Origin of the sequence: Stenotrophomonas sp. LST15-1-1.1 (genome assembly GCF_040815575.1) — a bacterium.
GTDB classification, from domain to species: domain Bacteria; phylum Pseudomonadota; class Gammaproteobacteria; order Xanthomonadales; family Xanthomonadaceae; genus Stenotrophomonas; species Stenotrophomonas lactitubi_B.
This window is the reverse complement of record NZ_JBFPNJ010000023.1, coordinates 233,469-255,319: the sequence shown is the minus strand read 5'-3', so window position 1 is coordinate 255,319 and position 21,851 is coordinate 233,469. Positions and strand designations below refer to the sequence as shown.

Annotated in this window: 15 protein-coding genes; 6 read left to right on the top strand and 9 right to left on the bottom strand. The window is 66.7% G+C overall.

The annotated features are described in order from the left end of the window. Positions 1–16: 16 nt before the first annotated feature. Together MRBLST15_RS11470 and waaA are read right to left on the bottom strand one after the other, a co-directional pair. Positions 17–1,339: an amino acid transporter gene (locus MRBLST15_RS11470; protein WP_312705362.1), complete on the bottom strand. Its 1,323-nt coding sequence runs from the start codon at positions 1,337–1,339 to the stop codon at positions 17–19. Positions 1,340–1,540: 201 nt separating this feature from the next. After that, on the bottom strand, positions 1,541–2,839 hold the full coding sequence (gene waaA, locus MRBLST15_RS11465) for a lipid IV(A) 3-deoxy-D-manno-octulosonic acid transferase (protein WP_367785955.1): 1,299 nt from the start codon (positions 2,837–2,839) through the stop codon (positions 1,541–1,543). A 60-nt stretch (positions 2,840–2,899) separates the two neighbouring features. Here waaA and MRBLST15_RS11460 point away from each other — a divergent pair, with 60 nt between their 5' ends. Continuing rightward, a complete protein-coding gene (locus tag MRBLST15_RS11460; RefSeq protein WP_367785954.1) occupies positions 2,900–3,817 on the top strand; it encodes an LpxL/LpxP family Kdo(2)-lipid IV(A) lauroyl/palmitoleoyl acyltransferase in 918 nt (305 codons plus the stop codon). A 109-nt stretch (positions 3,818–3,926) separates the two neighbouring features. On the opposite strand, the gene MRBLST15_RS11455 is transcribed toward MRBLST15_RS11460, so the two are convergent. The 4 genes from MRBLST15_RS11455 to MRBLST15_RS11440 form a co-directional block, all read right to left on the bottom strand. After that, a complete protein-coding gene (locus MRBLST15_RS11455; protein WP_265954473.1) occupies positions 3,927–4,376 on the bottom strand; it encodes an REP-associated tyrosine transposase in 450 nt (149 codons plus the stop codon). 169 nt (positions 4,377–4,545) lie between these two features. Continuing rightward, complete coding sequence (locus MRBLST15_RS11450; RefSeq protein ID WP_312705361.1) at positions 4,546–5,877, bottom strand: O-antigen ligase family protein; 1,332 nt, start codon at positions 5,875–5,877, stop codon at positions 4,546–4,548. Then, a complete protein-coding gene (locus MRBLST15_RS11445; protein WP_312705360.1) occupies positions 5,858–6,973 on the bottom strand; it encodes a glycosyltransferase in 1,116 nt (371 codons plus the stop codon). Before MRBLST15_RS11445 ends, MRBLST15_RS11450 begins: the two co-directional genes overlap by 20 nt. A gap of 15 nt (positions 6,974–6,988) precedes the next feature. After that, on the bottom strand, positions 6,989–7,186 hold the full coding sequence (locus tag MRBLST15_RS11440) for a zinc-finger domain-containing protein (RefSeq protein WP_025874129.1): 198 nt from the start codon (positions 7,184–7,186) through the stop codon (positions 6,989–6,991). A 438-nt stretch (positions 7,187–7,624) separates the two neighbouring features. Between MRBLST15_RS11440 and MRBLST15_RS11435 the strand changes: the two genes are divergently transcribed. Continuing rightward, positions 7,625–10,969, top strand: coding sequence for a GH92 family glycosyl hydrolase (locus tag MRBLST15_RS11435; RefSeq protein ID WP_367785953.1), 3,345 nt, complete (start codon positions 7,625–7,627; stop codon positions 10,967–10,969). Further along, a complete protein-coding gene (locus tag MRBLST15_RS11430) occupies positions 10,966–11,721 on the top strand; it encodes a basic secretory protein-like protein (protein WP_367785952.1) in 756 nt (251 codons plus the stop codon). Before MRBLST15_RS11435 ends, MRBLST15_RS11430 begins: the two co-directional genes overlap by 4 nt. Before the next feature lie 399 nt (positions 11,722–12,120). Here MRBLST15_RS11430 and MRBLST15_RS11425 read toward each other — a convergent pair whose 3' ends face one another. Beyond that, positions 12,121–14,412: an NADP-dependent malic enzyme gene (locus MRBLST15_RS11425; protein ID WP_025874126.1), complete on the bottom strand. Its 2,292-nt coding sequence runs from the start codon at positions 14,410–14,412 to the stop codon at positions 12,121–12,123. A gap of 229 nt (positions 14,413–14,641) precedes the next feature. Then, on the bottom strand, positions 14,642–15,997 hold the full coding sequence (locus MRBLST15_RS11420) for a dicarboxylate/amino acid:cation symporter (RefSeq protein WP_099820994.1): 1,356 nt from the start codon (positions 15,995–15,997) through the stop codon (positions 14,642–14,644). 331 nt (positions 15,998–16,328) lie between these two features. Between MRBLST15_RS11420 and MRBLST15_RS11415 the strand changes: the two genes are divergently transcribed. From MRBLST15_RS11415 to MRBLST15_RS11405, 3 genes are all read left to right on the top strand, one after another. Continuing rightward, a complete protein-coding gene (locus tag MRBLST15_RS11415) occupies positions 16,329–17,498 on the top strand; it encodes an OprO/OprP family phosphate-selective porin (protein ID WP_033831977.1) in 1,170 nt (389 codons plus the stop codon). Between the two features lie 68 nt (positions 17,499–17,566). After that, positions 17,567–20,218 (top strand): hybrid sensor histidine kinase/response regulator, encoded by a 2,652-nt coding sequence (locus MRBLST15_RS11410; protein ID WP_367785951.1) that lies wholly within the window; start codon positions 17,567–17,569, stop codon positions 20,216–20,218. A gap of 549 nt (positions 20,219–20,767) precedes the next feature. After that, positions 20,768–21,073, top strand: a complete 306-nt coding sequence (locus MRBLST15_RS11405) for a hypothetical protein (RefSeq protein ID WP_265952717.1) — start codon at positions 20,768–20,770, stop codon at positions 21,071–21,073. Between the two features lie 64 nt (positions 21,074–21,137). On the opposite strand, the gene MRBLST15_RS11400 is transcribed toward MRBLST15_RS11405, so the two are convergent. Further along, positions 21,138–21,794 carry a response regulator gene (locus tag MRBLST15_RS11400; protein WP_099820992.1) on the bottom strand — a complete coding sequence of 219 codons (657 nt, stop codon included), beginning with the start codon at positions 21,792–21,794 and terminating at the stop codon, positions 21,138–21,140. Between the last annotated feature and the right edge of the window lie 57 nt (positions 21,795–21,851).

Sequence of the window (21,851 nt, the reverse complement as noted above, 5' to 3'; positions counted from 1 at the left end):
CGCCACGTCGGCAGGTCTACCTGGAACACCAGATATATCGGTGGACGAGCCTGCCGCCCAGCAACACAAGCAGGACCACCAGCACCGGTACGAACGTGCGGGCCATGACGGCCGGCAACAGGCACAGCGCGGTCGCCACAGGTGCGAGCACCATCGGGAGGAGCCTGCGGTCGTCGGTCGCCGCCCTTGCATGGCATTGGCTGCGGGCAACGCCGGCGCACATGGCGGCCAGTACCAACAGGCCTGCAGGCCCCGGCAGCTGTGGAAGCCAGCCCTCCGGCAGCAACAACGCCACTACCGCGCCCAGCACGGTCAGTGCAAGCGTCAGCAGCAAGCGCGCGTTGGCGCCCGCATTGCCGCACGCCGGCGGGCAGGCCTCCAACCCCAGCCGCGCGGCCAACAGCATCAGCACCAACTGCAGGGCCGCCAGCCCCGCGCCTCCCGCCAACGGCAACAGGGGCAGCAACCACTGCAGTTGCGGCACACCCTGCAATGCCACCGACAGCGGCCGGGTGCTGGCCAACGCTGCAAATTCGACCAGACCCGACTGCAGCGCAGCCAATACCATCAGCCACAACATCGCCATCAGCAGCGCTGCGCCGGCGGCTCTGGAAATCTGCGAGCGAGGGCGCGGTACCGTGCCGCAGAATCCCGCCAGCAGGCCTGCACCGAGCAGCACACCGAGCAATGTCACGCCAGCTGCAAGCACCCCGCCCAACCCGAAGCGATAGGGCGCGATGGCCGACGGCAGCCACGGAATCCAATGCGCGTAGTGCACATGGCGAGCCGCCAGCAACAACAGCAGCAAGCCAACGCCCAGCTTCACCGTCAGCAGTGCACAGGCCAGCAGCAGCGCGCGCGGGGTCCGCAGCAAAGCGGTGGCGCCCCCCAACAGCAACAGCATGATCGACGCCGCCATCGGCAACGGCATCCACTGTGCGGGAGCGGCCTCGATGACCTCAGCGGCTGCGTAGAGATGACGTGCCATCGATTGCGCCAGACCTGCGGTGGTCGCCGTCAGTTCCAGCAGCAGGGCAATCACCAGTACATCCGCAAACAGCTTGCCCCAGGCGGCACGCAGCAGACCATGCAGGCCGGAAGGACTCGGCGCGCGCCGCATCGCCATGCGCAGGCAGTACAGCATCGGCACCGCGCCCAGCGCCGCCAGCAACAGGCTGAGGACAATGGCTGGCCCCGCCTGCGCCGCCGTGTGCTGGCCGACCAGGGCAACAACGCTGCCACCCATCAGCAGGGTCAGCGCCACCACCAGCAGATGGTCGGTGCCCAGTCCTCCGGGCTTCGCACTGGCCTGCAGCGCGTTTCCGTTGTCGCCGATCATTCAAAGCTCCCTTGATGTCGCCCAAGCGTGGTCGACAACAGGCTGGCAGCCAGATGCGGCAGGCGGAATCGAAATCTGCGCCATACGAACAATGATGTGACAGCTTGCACGCCGTGGACGGCGGGAGCGGTCCGGCTACGACACATTCAACGCCATCAAGCAGGCTTGATGCAGGCGATCACGACAGAGCCGGGCCGGGTCTCAGGCCAGCGGCGGCGGCAGGTGCGGAGCCACCAGCTGCAGGGTCCGCTGCAGCGCGCCACGGCCATTGCTGACCAGCGTGCAACCGGCGCGCGCCATGTCTTCGCGCGCCTGCACATCGTCGAGCAGGTGCAGCAGCAGATCGCCCACCGCCTGCACGTCCTCGCCGATCAGCAATGCGCCGGCCTCTCGCATGCGCCGCGATATCTCGGCGAAGTTGTGCAGGTGCGGGCCGGTCACCGCCGCAGTGCCCATTGCTGCCGGTTCCAGCAGGTTGTGGCCGCCGATGGCCTGCAGGCTGCCGCCGACGAAGGCGACCTGCGCACATCCATAGAACGGCATCAGTTCGCCCAGCGTGTCGATGACGAAGACATCGCTGCCCGCATCCGGCCACTGCTGCGCGCGCCGCGTCGCCACGTTCCAGCCCTGCTCGCGGGCCAGCGCTTCCACCTTGGGGAAGCGCTCCGGATGCCGCGGCGCCCACAGCAACAGCAGGTCCGGATGCTGCTGGCGCAGGCGGCGGTGCAGGTCGACCACCGCCTGTTCTTCGCCATCATGCGTGCTGGCCGCGATCCACACCGGGCGCGAGGCAGGTACATGGGCATGGAACTGTTCGATGAAGGGCTGCACGTCCGGCGTGGCGATGTCGAACTTCAGGTTGCCCAGCGCCTGCACCTGTTCCGGCGCCGCGCCCAGCTGCACGAAGCGTGCGGCGTCATCCTGCGACTGTGCGGCCACGCAGGTGACCGTGCGCAGCGCACGCCGGATCAACGCCGCCAGCACACGGTAGCCACGCAGCGATCGGGCCGACAGGCGCGCATTGAGGATGTAGACCGGAATGCGGCGATCGCGGCAGCCGAACAGCATGTTCGGCCACAACTCGGTTTCCAGGATCAGCGCCAGGCTGGGCTGGAAGTGGCCGAGGAAGCGGTTGACGCTGCCCGGCACGTCGTAGGGCAGGTACACATGGTCCAGCGCATCGCCCCACAGCGCGCGCACCCGTTCCGAGCCGGTCGGGGTGATGGTGGTGATGACCCAGCGGATGTCCGGCCGCTGCTGGCGCAGCGCATTGACCAGCGGCGCAGCGGCGTTGACCTCGCCCACCGAGACCGCATGCAGCCAGACCCGTGGCTGGCCGCTCGGCTGCGGATAGGACGCATAGCGTTCATCCCAGCGCCGGAAGTATTCACGGACCCGGAAGCCTCGCCAGACCAGGTGGTACACGGTGATCGGCAGCAGCAGGTACAGCACGGCCGAGTACAGGCCACGCAGGATCCATTCGACAGGGTCTTTACGCATGCGGCAAGGATACGGGAGCCCCCCGGGAAAGACACGCGGCCGGGTTGGTAGAATGGGGGCATGTCCGATGCCACCACCGCCGTCCGTCCGTCGCTGCGTGATCCACGCAACTGGCCGATGTTTGCCGTCATGTTCACTGCCTTCGGGATCGCCCGGCTGCCGTGGACGCTGCAGCGCGTACTCGGCCGCGGCGTCGGCTCGATCGCCTGGCGCCTGGCCGGCAGCCGCCGCCATGCCGCCGAGGTCAATCTCAGGCTGTGCTTCCCCGAGAAGGACGAGGCCTGGCGCAAGCGCCTGGTGCGCGACAGCTTCGACGCACTGGGCGTGGGCATCTTCGAATGCGCGCGCTCCTGGTGGGGCAGCATCGACAGCATCCGCCCTCAGGTGCACATCGAAGGGCTGGAACACCTCAAGCAGATGCAGGCCGAGGGCCGCGGCGTGCTGCTGGTCTCGGGCCACTTCATGACCCTGGAGATGTGCGGCCGCCTGCTGTGCGACCACGTCGACCTGTCCGGCATGTACCGCAAGCACAAGAACCCGGTGTACGAGTGGGCGGTGAAGTTCGGCCGCCTGCGCTACGCCAAGGCGATGTACGCCAACGAGGACATCCGCGCGACGGTGCGCCACCTGAAGAAGGGCGGCTTCCTCTGGTACGCGCCCGACCAGGACATGCGCGGCAAGGACACCGTGTTCGTGCCGTTCTTCGGCCACACTGCATCCACCATCACCGCGACCCACCAGCTGGCGCGGATGACCGGGTGTGCGGTCATCCCCTACTTCCATCGCCGCGAAGGCGGAAAGTACTTCCTGAAGATCGGCGCGCCGCTGGAGAACTTCCCCAGCGAAGACGTCGAGGCTGATACCGCGCGGGTCAACCAGGCCATCGAGCAGATGGTGCGCGAGGCGCCGGACCAGTACCTGTGGATCCACCGCCGCTTCAAGCGCCAGCCCGGTGGGCGGAGCGATTTCTACAAGTGATTTGACGGACGGGCGGGAATGTCCCATCCACGCATGGCGTGGATCTACGGATCGGCATTCCCAGTAGATCCACGCCATGCGTGGATGCTCTCCCTTCCGTTGCCCGAATCTACAACGGCCAACGACACCAGGCGTGGGGGTATTCCCCCAACTCGCCAGCCAGTCCTGCCCGCACCGGATTGGCCAGGAGGTACATCGCCTTTTCATGAAGGGATTCATCGGTAAGCACCGCATGGTCGTGGTAGCCGTGCTGCCAGAGCGGCCCGTTCCGTCCCAATTGCCGGTTCAGCAGCCGACTGCTGCGCGATTTGAGCAGTGCCATGCACTCGGCCAGCGTTCCCCTCTGCAGCTCCATCAGCCAGTGCAGGTGGTCGGGCATTACCACCCAGGCGAGACTGTCGCTGAAGCCATTGCGTTCGATGAAACGCAGGGTATCGACCAGGACCGCCACGTTGGCGGCATCGGCGAAAAAGGGCGCACGGCCATGGGTCGCCGTGGTCAGGGAATAGATGTCGCCTGTGCGGGAGGAGCGACCGTAACGGAGTCTTGGGCTGGCCATGTGACCAGACTGCGGGTTGCGGGGCTCTTCGTGCATTGGCGGACCACCTCGCGGCAGGTCGGGAAAAGCCGCGACGACCGCCAATGTTCATGGGAAAGCCCATCCACGCATGGCGTGGATCTACTGATCGGCATCCCCGGCAGCTCTACGCCATGCGTGGATGCGGAAACTACGCGGCGCCCGGCAGATCGTCCGGTTCGCGCGCCAGCAGCGTGCCGACGAACAGCGCGGCGAGCAGCACGGTCAGGCCGCCCCAGAACGCGGAATAAAACGCCAGGTGGGTATTGAGCGGGAACACGGTAACCGCCAGTGCCAGCATTGCCGGCCGTGCTCGCTCGCGCGCCGCTGCCGGGGCGAATCGCCATGCACGCCATGCCTGCGCTACCGCTGCCAGCCACAGCAACAGACCCAGCACACCGGTCTCGGCAAGAATCTCCAGCACGATCTGATGGGCGTGCAGCGCCGGCATCGCACCCCACACCGCCGGCCCTTGGTCAGCGGCGCAATGCGGATAGGCATCGCGGAAACCACGCGCGCCAACACCATTGATCGGATGCGCCTGGATCATGCAGGCCGCCGCGCTCCAGATGCGGGTACGACCGGACAGTGCCTGTTCGACCCCGTCCTCGCCACCTTCCCAGGCCATTGCCGTGCGCGCTACACGCTCCCGCAACTGCGGAACGCTGGCCGACAGTACACCCGCCGAAAGAGCAGCTACCAGCGTGAGCAGGCCCAGCCGCTTCCACCCCAGCTGGCGCACGCCACTGTAGACAACCACCAGCCCGAAGGTGATCCATGAGGCACGCGAGCCGGCCAGCAGCAGCACCACACCCACCGCAGCAGCGGCCAGCAACCAGCCCGCATTGCCGAAACGGCGCGCCACCGGCAACAACAGGAACGGCGAAAGACTGGCCAGCACCTGGCCGAACTTCAGGTTGCACGGCCCAAGCGCCCCGCTGAGGCGATCAGCCAGCGCGGCTTCTTCAGCCGGGCACAACGCGTGGCCGCTGATGGCCAACTTGAGCTGCTGCAGCGACCAGAACCACGGGCTGGTGCCTGCCAGTGCCTGCACCAGCGCATCGAGCGTCCACAGTCCGGTGATCACCGCCAACCCACCCAGGGTCAAGCGCCGCCGCTGCGGGGTGGCCACGGCGATCGCCACCAGCCACATGAAGGGCAGATAGCGCAGCCCGGCCGCCGCCTTGGTCCACGACGCCGACGGGTCCACGGCATCGAAGGCCGAGAACGCCTGCGGCAACCAGTAGCCGAGGAAAAGAATCGATGTCAGCGCCCACGCGGCCGGGCTCAGCAGATGCGGTCGATGCTGCACCCGGCGGATGACCATGCGTGCAGCGGCGTACACCGCTCCCAGGCCCAGCACCGTTTCGGCGATGCCTGGCAGCGGCCACAACGCGACGTAGGCCAGCACCCACCATGGTGCCCAGCGGCCGGCGCGCTCGTCGCGCAGGGGCGGCGTGGCGTCAGCCAGCGAGGTCGGCATAGAGGCGGAGGGTATCGCGCTGCATGGCCTGCAGGGTAAACGGGATACGACCCGGCAGTGATGGCGGCTGTGCCAGCAGGGCCAGCGCACGTTCACCCAGCAGTTGCGCATTGCCCAGCGGCACGGCGCCACTGGGCTGCAGCTGCTGCAGCAGTTCGCCGACGCCGCCGTGGTCCCAACCCAACACCGGCCTGCCGACCGACAACGCTTCGACCACGGTGCGACCAAAGGCTTCCGGTTTGTCCGACAGCTGCAGCACCAGATCGCTGGCGGCGTACGCCTGGGCGATGCGCGCAGTCGGCGTGCTGATGTGCACCGCCCCGGTCACCCCGAGTGCGGCCGCCTGCCTGCGCAGCTCTGCCACGTAGGCTTCCCGGCCAGGCTCGTCCGTGCCCAGCATCCACAACTGTGCCGGCACGCCCGCTGCACGGACATCGGCAAGCAACTGCAACGCGTGGGCGTGGCCCTTCAGACGCGTGCCGCGACCGGGCAGCAGCAACAGCGGCCCGTCGACCTGGGCCAGCCACGGGTAGTCGGCCGCCAGCGCCAGCCGGGGCCGCCGATCGGCGCGCGCCACACGTGGGAACTGGCTGACATCCACCCCGCGCGGGATCACATGCAGCCTGTCATGCGGCACCGTCGGGTAATGCGTCTGTACGTAGTCGCGCACGCTGTTGGACACACAGATCACGCGTTCGCCGCTGGTCATCACCGCGCTGTAGCGGCTGGGCGAATTCAGCCCATGCACGGTAGTGACCCAATGCGGGCGCTGCGCCGGCTGCATCGCACGGATCGCGTACAGCCCCAGCCACGCCGGCAGGCGCGAACGGGCATGGACGATGTCGGCGCCCACGTCGGTGAACAGACGACGCAGCGTGGGTAGATGGCGCAGCGTCAGCAGCGACTTGCGGCCGATATCCAGGGTCAGGTGCTCGGCACCGCTGTCGAGCAGCGGCTGCACCAGGCGCCCCCCGGCCGATACCACCAGCGCGCGATGGCCGGCAGCGACCAGGGCTGCGGAGATTTCAAGGGTCGAGCGCTCGACACCGCCGGAGTGCAGCGCCGGCAGCAACTGCACCACGGTCAATCGGCGCATCGAGGGGGCGGCCGCTTAGTCGGCCAGCACGAACACGGCGCCGCAGTAAGCACACTGCGCTTGCCCGTTGGGTTCGTCTTCGATCGGCAGGTACACCCGCGGATGCGAGTTCCACAGCGCCATTTCCGGGGTCGGGCAGCTCAGCGGCAGATCGCTGCGGTGCACGGTGTAGCGCTTTTCGGCGTTGGCGGGCGCGGTGGCGGTATGGCTCATGGCGGATGTCGATGAACGGATTGCGAGGCCTGCGATTCTAGCATCTGGGCCCGGCAAACACCGTGCGCTGCGTGGCCGCTGCGCACGGCGCCCTGCTTCAGGCCAACGCCGCGGCCTGCCCATGCAACCCGCCTGCGGGTTCTCCGGCAGCGTCGCCGAGCCCGGTCCGCAGGAAATTCCCTAAGCCCGACAGACAGTTCCGTGCAGAACCGGCCTTCTCTCGAATTTCCCGCATTTGGATCGAACTAAATGGCACTTGTCAGGGCGCTGCCAGCTGTTGCAGCATCGGGTCCGATCCATTCCTGACCCGATCGCATGGCCCGCCCCCCACCGGACCGGCATCGCCTCCCGACTGCCCCGTGGCGGGCGGGGCGATGCCGTCCGTGGTGTTCGCCGATGCGGGTTCTGCCTGCCGCCTGCCCTACCGGGAGACCCTGCATGACCCTGTCCGATCCACGCCGCGCCCTGCTTCCGCTCGCCCTGGCCCTGGCCTGTGCGACCACTGCGACGCCGGTGCTGGCGCAAGGGCTGCAGACCTCCTTCGAGCCAGGCGAGCCGGCACCGGCCAGATCGGCTGGCGCGCTGTCCGTTGACGTCGGCCGTGGCCCTGGGGCGCCGTACGCGGCCAAGCGCAACGTCGGCTACAGCGGCCTGCATGCGTTGCACTACAGCGCGAATGGCGGCCAGGCGCGCCGCGAACTGTTCAAGACCGATCTACCCATCGACGCCGACACCACGCTGTCCTGGCTGGTACTGCCGGAGATCGTCGGCAAGGACACCGTGTCCTCCACCTATGTCTCGCTGGACCTGCTGCTGGACGATGGCAGCCGCGTATCCGCCAGCGGCGCGCGCGACCAGCACGGCGTGGCGCTGGGCGCACAGGCGCAGGGCGATTCGAAGACGCTGTATCCGCAGCAGTGGGCGCGCAAGGCGGTGCGCCTGGGCGATGTGCCCGCGCTGAAGGGACGCCGCGTGATCGCCATCGAGCTCGAGGTGGCCAGCGCCGATGGCGCCCCCGTATCGGGCTGGATCGACGACGTGCGACTGGACGTGCAGTCGCGGCAGGCACCGCAGCGTGTCTCCGACTGGGTGCTGACCACCCGCGGCACCCAGGCCAACGGCACCTTCTCGCGCGGCAACAACTTCCCGGCCACCGCTGTACCGCATGGCTTCAACTTCTGGACGCCGGTGACCGATGCCGGCGCACTGAACTGGCTGTACCGCTGGAACGAGCAGAACGATGCGAAGAACCGGCCGCAGCTGCAGGCGCTTGCCCTGAGCCACCAGCCCAGCCCGTGGATGGGCGACCGCCAGACCTTCCAGATAATGCCCTCTGCCACGCGCGGTGTGCCTGAAGCGGACCGCAGCAAGCGGGCGTTGTCCTTCGACCGCGCACAGGAAAGCGCGCGCCCGTATCGCTACGACGTGCGTTTCGACAACGGCATCGCCGCATCCATCGCCCCCACGGACCATGCCGCGCTGTTCCGCTTCGATTTCCCCGCAGGCGGCGACGCCAACCTGCTGTTCGACAACGTCGATGCGCGTGGTGGGCTGACCCTCGATGCCGCCACGCAGACGTTGTCCGGCTACACCGATACCCGCAGCGGCCTGTCCAACGGCGCCACCCGCATGTATGTGGTGGCCAGCTTCGACAAGCCGTGGCGCAGCAGCGGCCAGATCGGTACCGGCCGCCCCACCGGCTACATCAAGTTCGACGCGGGCAACGAGCGCCGGGTGACGATGCGCATCGCCACGTCGTTGATCTCCCTCGAGCAGGCGCGCCACAACCTGGCGCTGGAAATCGCCGCCGCCGATACGCTGGAAAGCGTGGCAGGGCGTGCCCAGGATGCGTGGGATGCGCGCCTGGCCCGCTTCGACATCGGCAACGCCAGCGACGACCAGAAGACCACGCTGTACTCCAGCCTGTACCGGCTGTACCTGTATCCCAATTCCGGCCACGAGAATGCGGGCACTGCCGCCGCTCCCGATTGGCGCTATGCCAGCCAGGCCAGCGCCGCCGACGACAACACCGATGGCAGCGCGACGCGCAGCTTCGCACCGGTGCGCGACGGCAAGGTGTTCGTCAACAACGGCTTCTGGGACACGTTCCGCACTACCTGGCCGGCGTACGCGTTGTTCACCCCGGATGATGCCGGGCAGCTGGTGCAGGGCTTCATCGAGCAGTACCGCGCCGGTGGCTGGATCGCACGCTGGTCTTCGCCCGGCTACGCGGACCTGATGGTCGGCACCAGCTCGGACGTGGCCTTCGCCGATGCGTGGCTGAAGGGTATCGGCGGCTTCGATCCCGAAGAGGCCTATGCCGCAGCGCTGAAGAACGCCACCGTGGTGCCGCCGGACCGCCACGTCGGCCGCAAGGGCATGGAGCGCTCGACGTTCCGCGGCTATGCCAGCGCCGACGTGCATGAAGGCATGTCATGGACGATGGAAGGGGCGCTCAATGATTTCGGCATCGCCAACATGGCCGAAGCGCTGGCCAAGCGTGCAGGCACGGCCGCCGCGCGCGAACGCTACACCACCGAAGCCGACTACTTCCGCTACCGCGCCGCCAGCTACGCGACGATGTTCGATCCGGCCGCCGGCTTCTTCCAGGGCCGCAAGGCCGATGGCAGCTGGCGCCTGGATGCCAAGGATTACGACCCGCGCGTGTGGGGCCACGACTACACCGAATCCAATGGCTGGACGTTCGCCTTCACCGCCGCGCACGATGGCGAAGGCCTGGCCGCGCTGTACGGTGGCCGCGACAAGCTGGCCGCCAAGCTCGACACCTTCTTCGCCACGCCGGAAACCGCCGACGCCGCGTTCGCCGGCTCCTACGGCGGCACCATCCACGAGATGACCGAAGCGCGCGATGTGCGCATGGGCATGTACGCGCACAGCAACCAGCCGGCACACCACATCCCGTGGATGTACCTGTATGCCGGGCAGCCGTGGAAGACCCAGCAGCATGTGCGCGAGATCCTGTCGCGGCTGTATGTCGGCAGCGAGATCGGCCAGGGTTATCCGGGCGACGAGGACAACGGCGAGACCTCGGCGTGGTACGTGCTGGCCTCGCTGGGGCTGTATCCGCTGCGCATGGGCGCGCCGGAATACGCGATTGGTTCGCCGGCGTTCCAGCATGCGCGCGTGGAGCTGCAGGGCGGTGCGGTATTGACCGTCAATGCGCCGCAGAATTCGCGTGAGAACGTGTACGTGCAGTCGCTGAAGATCAACGGCAAGCCGTGGACGAAGACCTGGGTGCCGCACGAAGTGATCGCCAAGGGTGCGACCCTGGACTTCGTGATGGGCCCGCAGCCGTCGCGCTGGGGCAGCGGCGTGGATGATGTACCGCGCTCGCTGACCGCGCGTGGCCAGCGGCCGCAACTGCTGCACGACCTTCTGGGCAGCGGCGCGCAGGCAACGCTGGCCGACGGTCGCGCCCTGCCTGCGCTGGTGGACGACGATGCCACGACGGCGGTGCCGCTGGGCGGTGGCGCAACCATCGCGCTGAGCCACGTGGGCGATGGCGTACCGACGATGTACACGCTGACCAGCGGTGACGGCGCTATCCGCGGCGGCGAATGGACACTGGAAGCACGTACCGGCAACGGGCACTGGGTAACGCTGGACCAGCGCCGCGGCGAAGAGTTCACCTCGGCCCGGCAGACCCGCCCGTTCCGTATCGCTTCGCCCTCACGCTACGCCGAGTACCGTCTGCGCCTGGCTGCGCCGGGGCGCCTGCAGCTGGCCGAGATCGAACTGTTGGCGCCCTCCCCCCTACAATGACGTCCATGCGCCTACGTTTCCTCCCCCTCGCTCTTGCCGCCCTTGCATTTCCAAGCCTCAGCCAGGCACAGCCGCAGACCCAGGCCTTCGATGGCCAGGTCAGCCGTGAAGGGGTGACCCTGTATTACCAGGATGCTGCCGGTGCGCTGGCCGCACCGGTGCGCAAGCGCATCATCGATACGTTCTACTTCGCCTATCTCCGCGAGCGTGCGGACTTCCGCCCGGCCGCGCCGAACGAAGTGCGCATCGTGATCGATCCGGCGTACAACGGCGTCGCCTTCGTCGGCGACAAGGACAAGGCCAGCACCATCACCATCAATCCGGGCTGGCTGGCCCAGCACCCGGACGACATCGATCTGGTGACCCACGAAGCGATGCACATCGTGCAGGGATACCCCAGCTACGGCGACAAGCGCGTGCCGGGCTGGCTGGTGGAGGGCATCGCCGACTACGCCCGCGATCGCTACGGCATGAACAACGCCGTTGCCGGCTGGGCGTTGCCGGACAAGCTGAGCCAAGGGCAGACGGTGGAAAGTGGCTATCGGGTAACCGGTGCTTTCCTGAAGTGGGCCGAAGCGGCGCACCCGGGACTGGTGCTGGCACTGGACAAGGATCTGCGCGACGGGCGCTATGCGCCGGCGCTGTGGCAGAAGCACACCGGCAAGACCCTGCCGGCGCTGTGGGCAGAGTACGCCAAGCCGCGCTCCCCCACCCCTGCGCCGCCGCCTGCGCGACGCGCGAAGCGGCGCTGAGTTCGACGCTGCCGGGCGGATGCCCCGGCGGCCTTCAACGCGATTGCACGAAGCCGGCGTACAGCGCGAACAACTGCTGGAAATACCGCTTGCTCACTCGACTGCGCATGACACTGCTCCGCCCATGGAAAGTTGGTCGGGCCCAGGGTGGGAAGGCCGGTCCGGTCCCTTCCCACGGCCAGGCCGCGTGGGCGTATTGGGCCGCAATGAGGTTGCAGGGCGATTACCGGGCGGCTGCAGTTTTCCGGTAGTGCCGGGCCACGCCCGGCGGAATGCGAGAAGCGCCGCGCTGCGCGCTCTCCGGGTATGGCCCGGCGCTACCCGATCCGGTTTCCGCGGGGCGGAAACAGAAACGCGCCCCGAAGGGCGCGTTTCTGCAGATCGCAGCGGAACGAAGACTTATGCCTTCTTTTCCGCTTCGATCTGCTTGCGGATCTGCGCATCGACCGCGGCAATCGCGGTCATGTTCAGGATACGGCGCGAGGTCGCGCTGGTGGTCAGGATGTGCACCGGCTTGTTGACGCCCATCAGGATCGGGCCGATCGCCACGCCATCGGTGAACACGCGCACCAGGTTGTAGGCGATGTTGGCCGCTTCCAGGTTCGGCAGCACGAACAGGTTGGCACGGCCCTGCAGGGTCGAGCCCGGCAGCAGCTTCTGGCGCAGGGCTTCATCCCATGCGGTGTCGCCCTGCATTTCGCCGTCCACGTTCAGACGCGGGTTGCGCTTGAGCAGCAGCTCACGCACCTGGCGCATCTTCAGCGCATCCTTCGAATCGTGGCTGCCGAAGTTGGAGTGCGACAGCAGGGCCACCTTCGGTTCGACGCCGAACAGCTTCATGCGGTACGCCGCCTGCAGGGTCGCTTCGCACAGCTGCTCTGCGGTCGGGTCTTCCTGCACGTGGGTGTCGACGAAGAAGAACACGCCCTGCTGGTTGATCACGCCGGTCATCGCCGAAGTCGAGGTGACCTTCGATTCCAGCGGCAGCACGCTGCGCACGTAACCCAGCTTCTTGTGGAAGCGGCCGACGATGCCGGTCAGCATCGCATCGGCTTCGCCACGGGCGACCATCACCGCGGCGATCAGGGTCGGCCGCGAACGCATCAGGTTCTTGGCGGCGGCCACGGTGACGCCACGACGGCCGGTCAGGCCGTGGTAGTACTGCCAGTATTCGTTGAAGCGCGGGTCGTCATTGATGTTGGTGACTTCAATGTTCTCGCCGATCTTCAGGCGCAGGCCGAGGCGTTCGATGCGCGATTCGATCACTTCCGGGCGACCGATCAGGATCGGGTGTGCCAAGCCGTCGTCGACCACGTTCTGCACCGCCTGCAGCACCACTTCCTCTTCGCCTTCGGCATACACCACGCGCTGCTTGTCGCTGCGCGCGCGGTCGTAGACCGGCTTCATCATCAGGCTGGTGCGGTAGACGAACTGCGACAGCTTCTGCCGGTAGGCTTCCATGTCGGCGATCGGACGTGCGGCCACGCCCGAATCCATGGCGGCCTGGGCCACGGCAGCCGACAGCTCCACCAGCAGGCGACGGTCGAACGGACGCGGAATCAGGTACTCGCGGCCGAAGCTCGGGGTCTCACCGCCATAGGCCGAGCCCATGTCGGTGGCGGCGCGACGGGCCAGCGCGGCGATCGCGCGCACGCAGGCGATCTTCATTTCCTCGTTGATCGCGGTCGCGCCGACGTCCAGCGCACCGCGGAACAGGTACGGGAAGCACAGCACGTTGTTGACCTGGTTCGGGTAGTCCGACCGGCCGGTACCGATGATCGCGTCCGGACGCGCAGCGCGCACCAGTTCCGGCATGATTTCCGGGGTCGGGTTGGCCAGCGCGAAGATCACCGGGTCCGGCGCCATCGTCTTGACCATCTCGGCGGTCAGGATGCCCGGTGCCGACAGGCCCAGGAAGATGTCCGCGCCGTCGACGATCTCGGCCAGGGTGCGCTTGTCGGTGTCGCGCGCATAGCGCAGCTTTTCCGGGTCCAGGTCGGTACGGCCGGTGTGGATCACGCCCTCGCGGTCGAAGGCCAGGATGTTCTCCGGCTTCAGGCCCAGCTGCACCAGCATGTTCACGCAGGAAATGCCGGCCGCGCCCATGCCCGTGGTCGCCAGCTTCACTTCTTCGATCTTCTTGCCGGTGATCGCCATGGCGTTCAGCACCGCGGCACCGACGATGATCGCCGTGCCGTGCTGGTCGTCATGGAACACCGGGATCTTCATGCGCTCGCGCAGCTTGCGCTCGACGATGAAGCACTCCGGTGCCTTGATGTCTTCCAGGTTGATACCGCCGAAGGTCGGCTCCAGCGAGGCGATGATGTCGACCAGCTTGTCCGGGTCGTTCTCGTCCACTTCGATGTCGAACACATCGATGCCGGCGAACTTCTGGAACAGCACGCCCTTGCCTTCCATCACCGGCTTGCCGGCCAGTGCGCCGATGTTGCCCAGGCCCAGCACCGCGGTGCCATTGGAGATCACCGCCACCAGGTTGCCGCGGGCAGTCAGCTCGCTGGCCTGCTGCGGATCGGCCTTGATCGCTTCACAGGCGTACGCCACGCCCGGCGAATACGCCAGCGACAGGTCGCGCTGGGTCAGCATGGGCTTGGTAGCGGAAACCTTGATCTTGCCGGGCGGAGACATCCGGTGGTAATCGAGGGCGGCCTGTTTGAAATCTTCGTTGGACATCGATGTGGGTTACATGAATGGGCAGAAGGGACAGGGGATCATACCCCCGTTGGAGCGGTCGGACCTGTCGCTATGCTGTCGCAGTGATGCTGCGACCGCACAATTCCATGGCGTATGCGACGTTACCAGAGCACAGCTTCGGCGCTGGCGATGACAGCCGTGGGACGCCTTGAAACGCTGCGGGGCCGTGCCACTGTCGTGACCGGCCCCGCAGTACCACACACCCGGATCAGCCCTTGGCGGGCAGCGCCTCGGTCATTGCCAGCGGCACGGCATCGACCGGCGGCGGCAGTTCGCTTTCCCGACCATCCAGCGCCAGCTTCAGGCGGTCGCGGTCCAGCGCACCTTCCCAGCGCGAGACCACCACCGTGGCCACCGCGTTGCCGATGAAGTTGGTCAGCGAACGGCATTCGCTCATGAAGCGGTCCACGCCCAGGATCAGCGCCATGCCGGCCACCGGCACTTCCGGTACCACCGCCAGGGTGGCGGCCAGGGTGATGAAGCCGGCACCGGTGACGCCAGCCGCGCCCTTGGAACTGAGCATGGCGACCAGCAGCAGGGCGATCTGGTGGCCCAGGGTCAATTCGGTATTGGTGGCCTGGGCGATGAACAGTGCGGCCAGGGTCATGTAGATGTTGGTGCCGTCCAGGTTGAACGAGTAGCCGGTGGGGACCACCAGGCCGACCACCGACTTGCTGCAGCCGGCACGCTCCATCTTCTCCATCAGCGACGGCAGCGCCGACTCCGACGACGAGGTGCCCAGCACCAGCAGCAGCTCAGCCTTCAGGTAACGGGCCAGCTTGAACACCGAGAAGCCACACAGGCGGCAGACCACACCCAGGATCACCGCAACGAACAGGAACGCGGTGAGGTAGAACGAGCCGACCAGCCAGGCCAGGTTGACCAGCGAGCCGACGCCGTACTTGCCGATGGTGAAGGCGATGGCGCCGAAGGCACCGATCGGCGCGGCCTTCATCAGGATGTGCACCAGCTTGAACACCGGCGCGACCAGCGCTTCCAGGAAGTTCTGGATCGGCTTGCCCTTCTCGCCCACCGAGGCCAGCGCGATGCCGAACAGCACCGCCACGAACAGCACCTGCAGGATGTTGCCGTCAACGAAGGCACTGAGCAGCGTCTTCGGGATGATGTCCATCAGGAAGCCGACCAGGGTCAGGTCGTGCGACTTCTCGACGTAGCTGTGTACCGCGGTCTGGTCCAGCTCGGCCGGGTTGATGTTCATGCCGGCGCCGGGCTGCACGACGTGCGCCACGATCATGCCGACGATCAGCGCCAGCGTGGAGAAGAACAGGAAATACGCCATCGCCTTGGCGAACACGCGGCCCACCGTGCGCAGATGGGTCATGCCGGCGATGCCGGTGACGATGGTCAGGAAGATCACCGGGGCGATGATCATCTTCACCAGGTTGATGAAGGCATCGCCGAGCGGCTTCATCTTCTCGCCGATCAGCGGCTCGTAGTGGCCGAGGACAGCGCCCAGGACGATCGCCACGATCACCTGGAAATACAGCTGGCGGTAGAGCGGCAACGGCTTGCTGGGCACCGGTGCAGCGGTCGGGATGTGCATGGCGGACTCCGGAAGGGGCGTTTTCAGGCACGTACGGCCCCGGAAGTGCACGGGAACCGTTACCGTGGAAACTGATCGCATGCCCCTCGATTGCAGGCACAGGGGTGCGACCAATGGACGCCTTTGTACGCGCCACGCACCGCCGCGCAGATAACCTATTGGTACTAGCCCCCCGGTTCAGGTGGCTGCGCTGCCTACACTGGCGCCGCACCGCTGATCGCGGGGATGCCGGTGGCCCGACCTGAACGGCCGGGCGCGTCATTGCGAAAGTTCCGGCCATTGCGGCCGTTGTTGTCCTGTCCACACGCATTCTGAGAGAGCCGCACCACCCATGCGCCCGATTCCCACCTTGCTGGCCCTTTCCCTGGCCGCCCTCCCCGCCTTCGCATCCGCTGCGGATTTCGACAACTGGCCGACCAAGTACGCCTTTGGCGACGGCACCGAACTGGCCGCTACCGCCAACATCGCCTACGACTACAACGACTTCTCGTCCGCCAGCGGCATCGAGGATGACGACGCGGTGCGCCGCAAGGAATTCGGCGCGACCCTGAAAAAGAAGGGCGTGTACGACGCGATGGTCTACTACGACTTCCAGGCCGACACCTGGCTGGACGTGTTCGTGCGCTTCGAGAGCAAGGCGTTCTTCGGCCGCGATGTCGGCCGCTTCCGCTTCGGCTACATGAAGACCCCGGTCGGCCTGGATGCGAATACCTCCTCGCGCGCCGGCAGCTTCCTTGAGACCGCGCTGCCCGTGCAGGCGTTCTACGCAGGCCGCCGTACCGGCGTGGAATGGGTGCTGGAGCGTCCGCAGTACCTGCTGCAGGCCGGCGCCTATGGCGGCAAGGACCTGCAGGGCGACAACCCCGGCACCACCCAGGCGGTGCGTGCGGTGTGGACGCCGGTGAAGGCACCGGGTGACGTGATCCACCTGGGCCTGGCCTATTCGCAGGAAAACCCGCGCGGTTACCACGATGGCCGCGACGTGCATCATGAAGCCAGCGCGCGCCTGCGCGCCCGTCCGGAAGCCGGCCTGACCGACATCCGCCTGGTCGATTCCGGGGCCCTGGTCACCGCCGACCAGATCCGCCGCACCGGCCTGGAAGGTATCTGGATCCGCGGCCCGTTCTCGCTGCAGGCCGAAGCGCTGCAGGCCACCGTCACCCGCAATGACGGCAAGCCCGATTACACCGGCCACGGCCAGTACGCGATGGCCAGCTGGGTGCTGACCGGCGAATCGCGCCCGTACAACGCCGGCGCCGTTGCCAACATCAAGCCGGCGCACGACTACGGTGCGGTGGAACTGGTGGCCCGCTACAGCCGCCTGGACCTGGACGACGGCAGCATCCTCGGCGGCCGCCAGCACGACCTGACCCTGGGCGCGAACTGGTACCTGACCAGCCACTTCAAGTTCCAGGCCAACTACGTGAAGGTCGACGCCAGCCGTCGCGGTGTGCACAGCACCCCGGAGATCTTCGAACTTCGCGCGCAGATGCACTTCTGATCCCTTCCACGTGTCAGATCCCGGCGGGCGTGTACACCGCGCCCGCCGGCCCTGCGTAGACTGCCGCCATGTATTGGCTCAGCCGCCACCGCCTGCAGTTGCTGACCATTCTGGTGATGGTGGCCGGCACCGTGCTGTGCGCGGTCGCCGCAGGCCACTACGCCTGGCGTCGCGCCCTCGGCACGGAAAGCGCACAGGTGCAGCGCCAGCTGCAGCTGTATGGCCAGGGGCTGCAACAGCGCATCGACCGGTTCGGCACCCTGCCACAGGTGATGGCGCTGGACCCGGACCTGCTGCATGCATTGCAGGTGCCGCCCTCGCCCGCCGAGCGGCAACGCCTGAACCTCAAACTGCAGCGCGCCAACCAGGTCACCCGCACCTCGACGCTGACGCTGGTCGGCCGCGATGGCGTGGCCGTGGCCGCCAGCAACTGGGACCAGCCGACCAGCAACGTCGGCGAGGATTACAGCTACCGCCCCTACTACCAGCAAGCACTGGCCCATGGCCGTGGCCGTTTCTACGGCATCGGCATGACCACCGGCGTGCCCGGTTATTTCATGTCCGAGGCCATCCTGGACGCCGACAGCCAGCGCATCGGCGTGATCGTGATCAAGATCGAGCTGTCCGCGCTGGAACAGGAGTGGTTGAACAGCCCGGACGTGGTGCTGACCAGCGACAACCACGAGGTGGTGTTCCTGGCCAACCGCGATGCATGGCGTTACCGCCTGCTGCGCCCGCTCGGCGCGGAGGAACGCAACGAGATGCGTGCGGCGCGGCAGTATGCCGATCGCTCGCTGCAACCGCTGCGCGTGCGCACCGAAGATGTGCTGGCCGATGGCGGCCGCATGGTCCGCCTGCTCGACCCGGCACTGCCGCAGGCAATGCTGTGGCAGACCCTGGCGCTGCCCGACGAAGACTGGAGCCTGCATCTGCTGCACGACGCCAGCGCGGCCACCAGCGCGGGCCGAGGCGCGGCCGTGGCCGGCGCCGCCGCATGGCTGGCACTGGGTTTCCTGGTGTTGTTCGTGCAGCAACGGCGTCGCTTGTCCAAGCATCGCCAGCGCAGCCGGCGCGAGCTGGAAACCCTGCTCAAGCAGCACGCGCAGGAGCTGCGCACCGCCCAGGACGGCCTGCTGGAAGCGGCCACCGATGCCGACGTTGGCTTGAGCCGCAGCCTCGAGCATCTGCCGCAGGGCGTGGTGGTGATCGACAAGGAACAGCGTCTGGTGGCATGGAATTCACGCTATCTGGAACTGTTCCGCTTCCCGGCCGGGCTGGTGCGGGTGGGCCGCCCGATCGAGGAACTGTTCCGCTTCAACGCACGTCGCGGTCTGTTGGGCCCCGGCCCGATCGACGAGGCCATCGAACGCCGCCTGACCCACCTGCGCAGCGGCCGCCCGCACATGCGCGAGAGCGAGAAGGACGACGGCACGGTGCTGGAGATCCGCGGCAACCCGTTGCCCGATGGTGGCTTCGTCACCAGCTATGCCGACATCACCAGCTACAAGAACGCCGCGCGCGAACTGCGCTCGCTGGCCGATGCGCTGGAACACCGCGTGGCCGAGCGCACGCAGGATCTGGACGAAGCCCGCCGCGAAGCCGAACAGGCCAACCGTTACAAGACCCGCTTCGTCGCCTCGGCGGTGCACGACCTGCTGCAGCCGCTGAATGCCGCGCGCATGTTCGTGTCGGTGCTGCGCGGGAAGCTCAGTGACCCCGCACAGCAACAGACCAGCGACCATATCGACGCCGCGCTGGCGGCGCAGGATGCGATCCTCAACAGCCTGCTGGATATCTCGCGGCTGGAATCGGGATCGTTGCAGGTCCGCGTGCGCGCTTTTGCACTTTCGCCGTTACTGGAAACCCTGGCTCGCGAGTTCGGCATCGCCGCACAGAGCCGTGGCCTGCAGCTTGACTGGGTGGACACCCGCGCGGTGGTCATCAGTGACGAAGCGCTGCTGCGGCGCATCCTGCAGAATTTCCTGTCCAATGCGCTGCGCTACACGCCACGTGGGCGCGTGTTGATCGGCTGTCGGCGCACCGGCGACCAGCTGCGCATCGAGGTGCATGACCAGGGGCCGGGCATTCCGGAAAGCCTGCAGGGCGAAATTTTCGAAGAATTCCGCCGCTTGAATGACGGCGTGGAGCAGGAACGTGGCGCCGGCCTGGGCCTGGCCATCGTCGAGCGCATCGGCCGCCTGCTCGGCCACCGCATCGGCCTGCGTTCCACGCTGGGCAAGGGCAGCGTATTCGCCGTCAGCGTGGCACTCGGGCGTGCCGACCAGGTGATTGCACCGCCGGCGGCGCCGGTCATCGCGACCGAACCGTCCGATGACAGCCCGCTGCGGCAATGCCGGGTATGGAGCATCGATGATGACCCGCATGTCTGCGCGGCGACCCGTGCCCTGCTGGAACGCTGGGGCTGCCATGTGGAACTTGCCGACGGACCGCAGGGCGCGCTGGAAATCGCCAGCGCGTTGAACGTGCCGCAGCTGTTGCTGCTGGACGTGCGCATGGGGCAGTGGCACGGACCGGACCTGTATGAAGCGCTGTGCACGCTATGGCAGGCGCGGCCGCCGGTGATCCTGGTAACCGCCGAGCGCGATGATGCGCTGAAGGCGCATGCTGCCGAGAACGGTTGGGGCTTCCTTCTCAAGCCGGTGCGGCCACCGGCGCTGCGTGCATTGATGACGCAGTTGCTGTTGCGGCATCGCGGGTAAAGGTGCTGCACCCCGCGAGGACCATCGGCCGCTCTTTGAGGGGAGGCTGAAAAGCGATCCCCCCATGAATAGAGGATGGGCATAGTCTGAACTACAGACGAGTAATTGCCCTACTTACCACCGTTGCTGAAGATCAGAAGATTACATGACCGGGCCAATCGGCCAGCCAGACCATAGGCACTGATCGTGCCCGTTTCTCCCGCATCTCCCGCAATTACAAGATACTTCCGCCCGATCGTGGCGGCGCTTCTCGGCCTTTGCTGCAGCGGATGCAGCGATGGAAAATCACCGGCAGCAGACGGGAATCAACAGAGAACTACAGAAGAGAGCAGCACCAGCCAGCGTCATCCATACATATCCGAGTCAGCCAATCCGCGTGGCCGCACATCTTCGAACCAGAGCGCATCGGCATTGGTCATGAATCGTATGGAACGCACATCCGAGCACCTCCAGGCCGAATCTGGATTCATGGCAAATGGAGGCATCTCAAGCCAGACTGCTGAAGACCTTCTGCGGTCCAGCCGTAGTACCTCTGAAGCAATCGAACGCATGACCATCGACGCAGCATCCAGCCCGGATGCGCAGGACCTGACCAGGCACTATCGATCGTCTCTCATGCGCGCAATGGATCAGAACGCCGTTCTTGAGCGCCTCGCGTGCGGCCTGAGCTTATGCGTTGGCATCGCTCGAGCCAGAAGCAATGCCGATCACCAGGCATGGGGCCAGAGGTTGGCGTCAGACCGATCGTCTCCCACATACGGCTACGTCGAAACATCCGAGAGTCTGGGCGCGGAATACGAGAACAGATTCATGTTCTCTACCGATCCGGAACTGAATTCGATCAGCGGAAACTGATCGAGGAAGCGGAACAGAATCAACAACGACCTGGTACACGAGTCAATTCAATGCCTTGCCGCGATCAGCCATCCATCCCAGCGCGCGCATCACCTTCTGGCTCCAGCGCCTTCACCAACACTGCCGCTTGCGTGCGGCTGTGGCATTCGAGCTTCTTCAGGATCGCGGTGACATGCACCTTCACCGTGTTCTCGGCCAACCCCAGCTCATAGGCAATCTGCTTGTTGAGCAGTCCATCGGCCAGGCACAGCAGCACGCGGAACTGCTGCGGCGTCAGCTGCGCCAGGCGGCTGGCCAGCAGCGCATCGGCCTCGGAACGCTCGGCGGCCATCGCCGGGAACCACAGGCCACCATCGAGTACCGCCTGCACCGCCTCGCCGATGGTTTCGGCCGGGGCCGACTTCGGGATGAAACCGGCGGCGCCGAACTGCTGGGCACGACGGATCACCCGCGGATGATCGTTGGACGACAGGATCACCACCGGGATGTCCGGGTGCGAACCGCGCACGTGCAGCAGCGCTGAGAAACCGTGTGCGCCGGGCATGGTCAGGTCGAGCAGCACCAGATCCACATCGGGCTGTGCGTCCAGCGCCGCAGCCAGTGCTTCGGCGCTGGCGACCTCGCGCACCTGCGCCAGCGGCAGGCTCTGCCGCAATGACTGCACCACCGCCGAACGCAGCAGCGGGTGGTCGTCAGCGATCAGGATGGTGTATTCGCTCATGCGGCCATTGTACGGGCAGCAAACGGCCTACGCTGGGCATTGGCCGGCGCTGCCAGG

What these genes read in the sequence shown, in the direction of transcription:
- MRBLST15_RS11435 (WP_367785953.1), top strand. Translation starts at nt 7,625, where the DNA reads ATGACCCTGTCCGATCCACGCCGCGCCCTGCTTCCGCTCGCCCTGGCC.
- MRBLST15_RS11445 (WP_312705360.1), bottom strand. Translation starts at nt 6,973, where the DNA reads ATGCGCCGATTGACCGTGGTGCAGTTGCTGCCGGCGCTGCACTCCGGC.
- MRBLST15_RS11425 (WP_025874126.1), bottom strand. Translation starts at nt 14,412, where the DNA reads ATGTCCAACGAAGATTTCAAACAGGCCGCCCTCGATTACCACCGGATG.
- MRBLST15_RS11420 (WP_099820994.1), bottom strand. Translation starts at nt 15,997, where the DNA reads ATGCACATCCCGACCGCTGCACCGGTGCCCAGCAAGCCGTTGCCGCTC.
- MRBLST15_RS11460 (WP_367785954.1), top strand. Translation starts at nt 2,900, where the DNA reads ATGTCCGATGCCACCACCGCCGTCCGTCCGTCGCTGCGTGATCCACGC.
- MRBLST15_RS11470 (WP_312705362.1), bottom strand. Translation starts at nt 1,339, where the DNA reads ATGATCGGCGACAACGGAAACGCGCTGCAGGCCAGTGCGAAGCCCGGA.
- MRBLST15_RS11405 (WP_265952717.1), top strand. Translation starts at nt 20,768, where the DNA reads ATGACCATCGACGCAGCATCCAGCCCGGATGCGCAGGACCTGACCAGG.
- MRBLST15_RS11430 (WP_367785952.1), top strand. Translation starts at nt 10,966, where the DNA reads ATGACGTCCATGCGCCTACGTTTCCTCCCCCTCGCTCTTGCCGCCCTT.
- MRBLST15_RS11400 (WP_099820992.1), bottom strand. Translation starts at nt 21,794, where the DNA reads ATGAGCGAATACACCATCCTGATCGCTGACGACCACCCGCTGCTGCGT.
- waaA (WP_367785955.1), bottom strand. Translation starts at nt 2,839, where the DNA reads ATGCGTAAAGACCCTGTCGAATGGATCCTGCGTGGCCTGTACTCGGCC.
- MRBLST15_RS11415 (WP_033831977.1), top strand. Translation starts at nt 16,329, where the DNA reads ATGCGCCCGATTCCCACCTTGCTGGCCCTTTCCCTGGCCGCCCTCCCC.
- MRBLST15_RS11450 (WP_312705361.1), bottom strand. Translation starts at nt 5,877, where the DNA reads ATGCCGACCTCGCTGGCTGACGCCACGCCGCCCCTGCGCGACGAGCGC.
- MRBLST15_RS11440 (WP_025874129.1), bottom strand. Translation starts at nt 7,186, where the DNA reads ATGAGCCATACCGCCACCGCGCCCGCCAACGCCGAAAAGCGCTACACC.
- MRBLST15_RS11410 (WP_367785951.1), top strand. Translation starts at nt 17,567, where the DNA reads ATGTATTGGCTCAGCCGCCACCGCCTGCAGTTGCTGACCATTCTGGTG.
- MRBLST15_RS11455 (WP_265954473.1), bottom strand. Translation starts at nt 4,376, where the DNA reads ATGGCCAGCCCAAGACTCCGTTACGGTCGCTCCTCCCGCACAGGCGAC.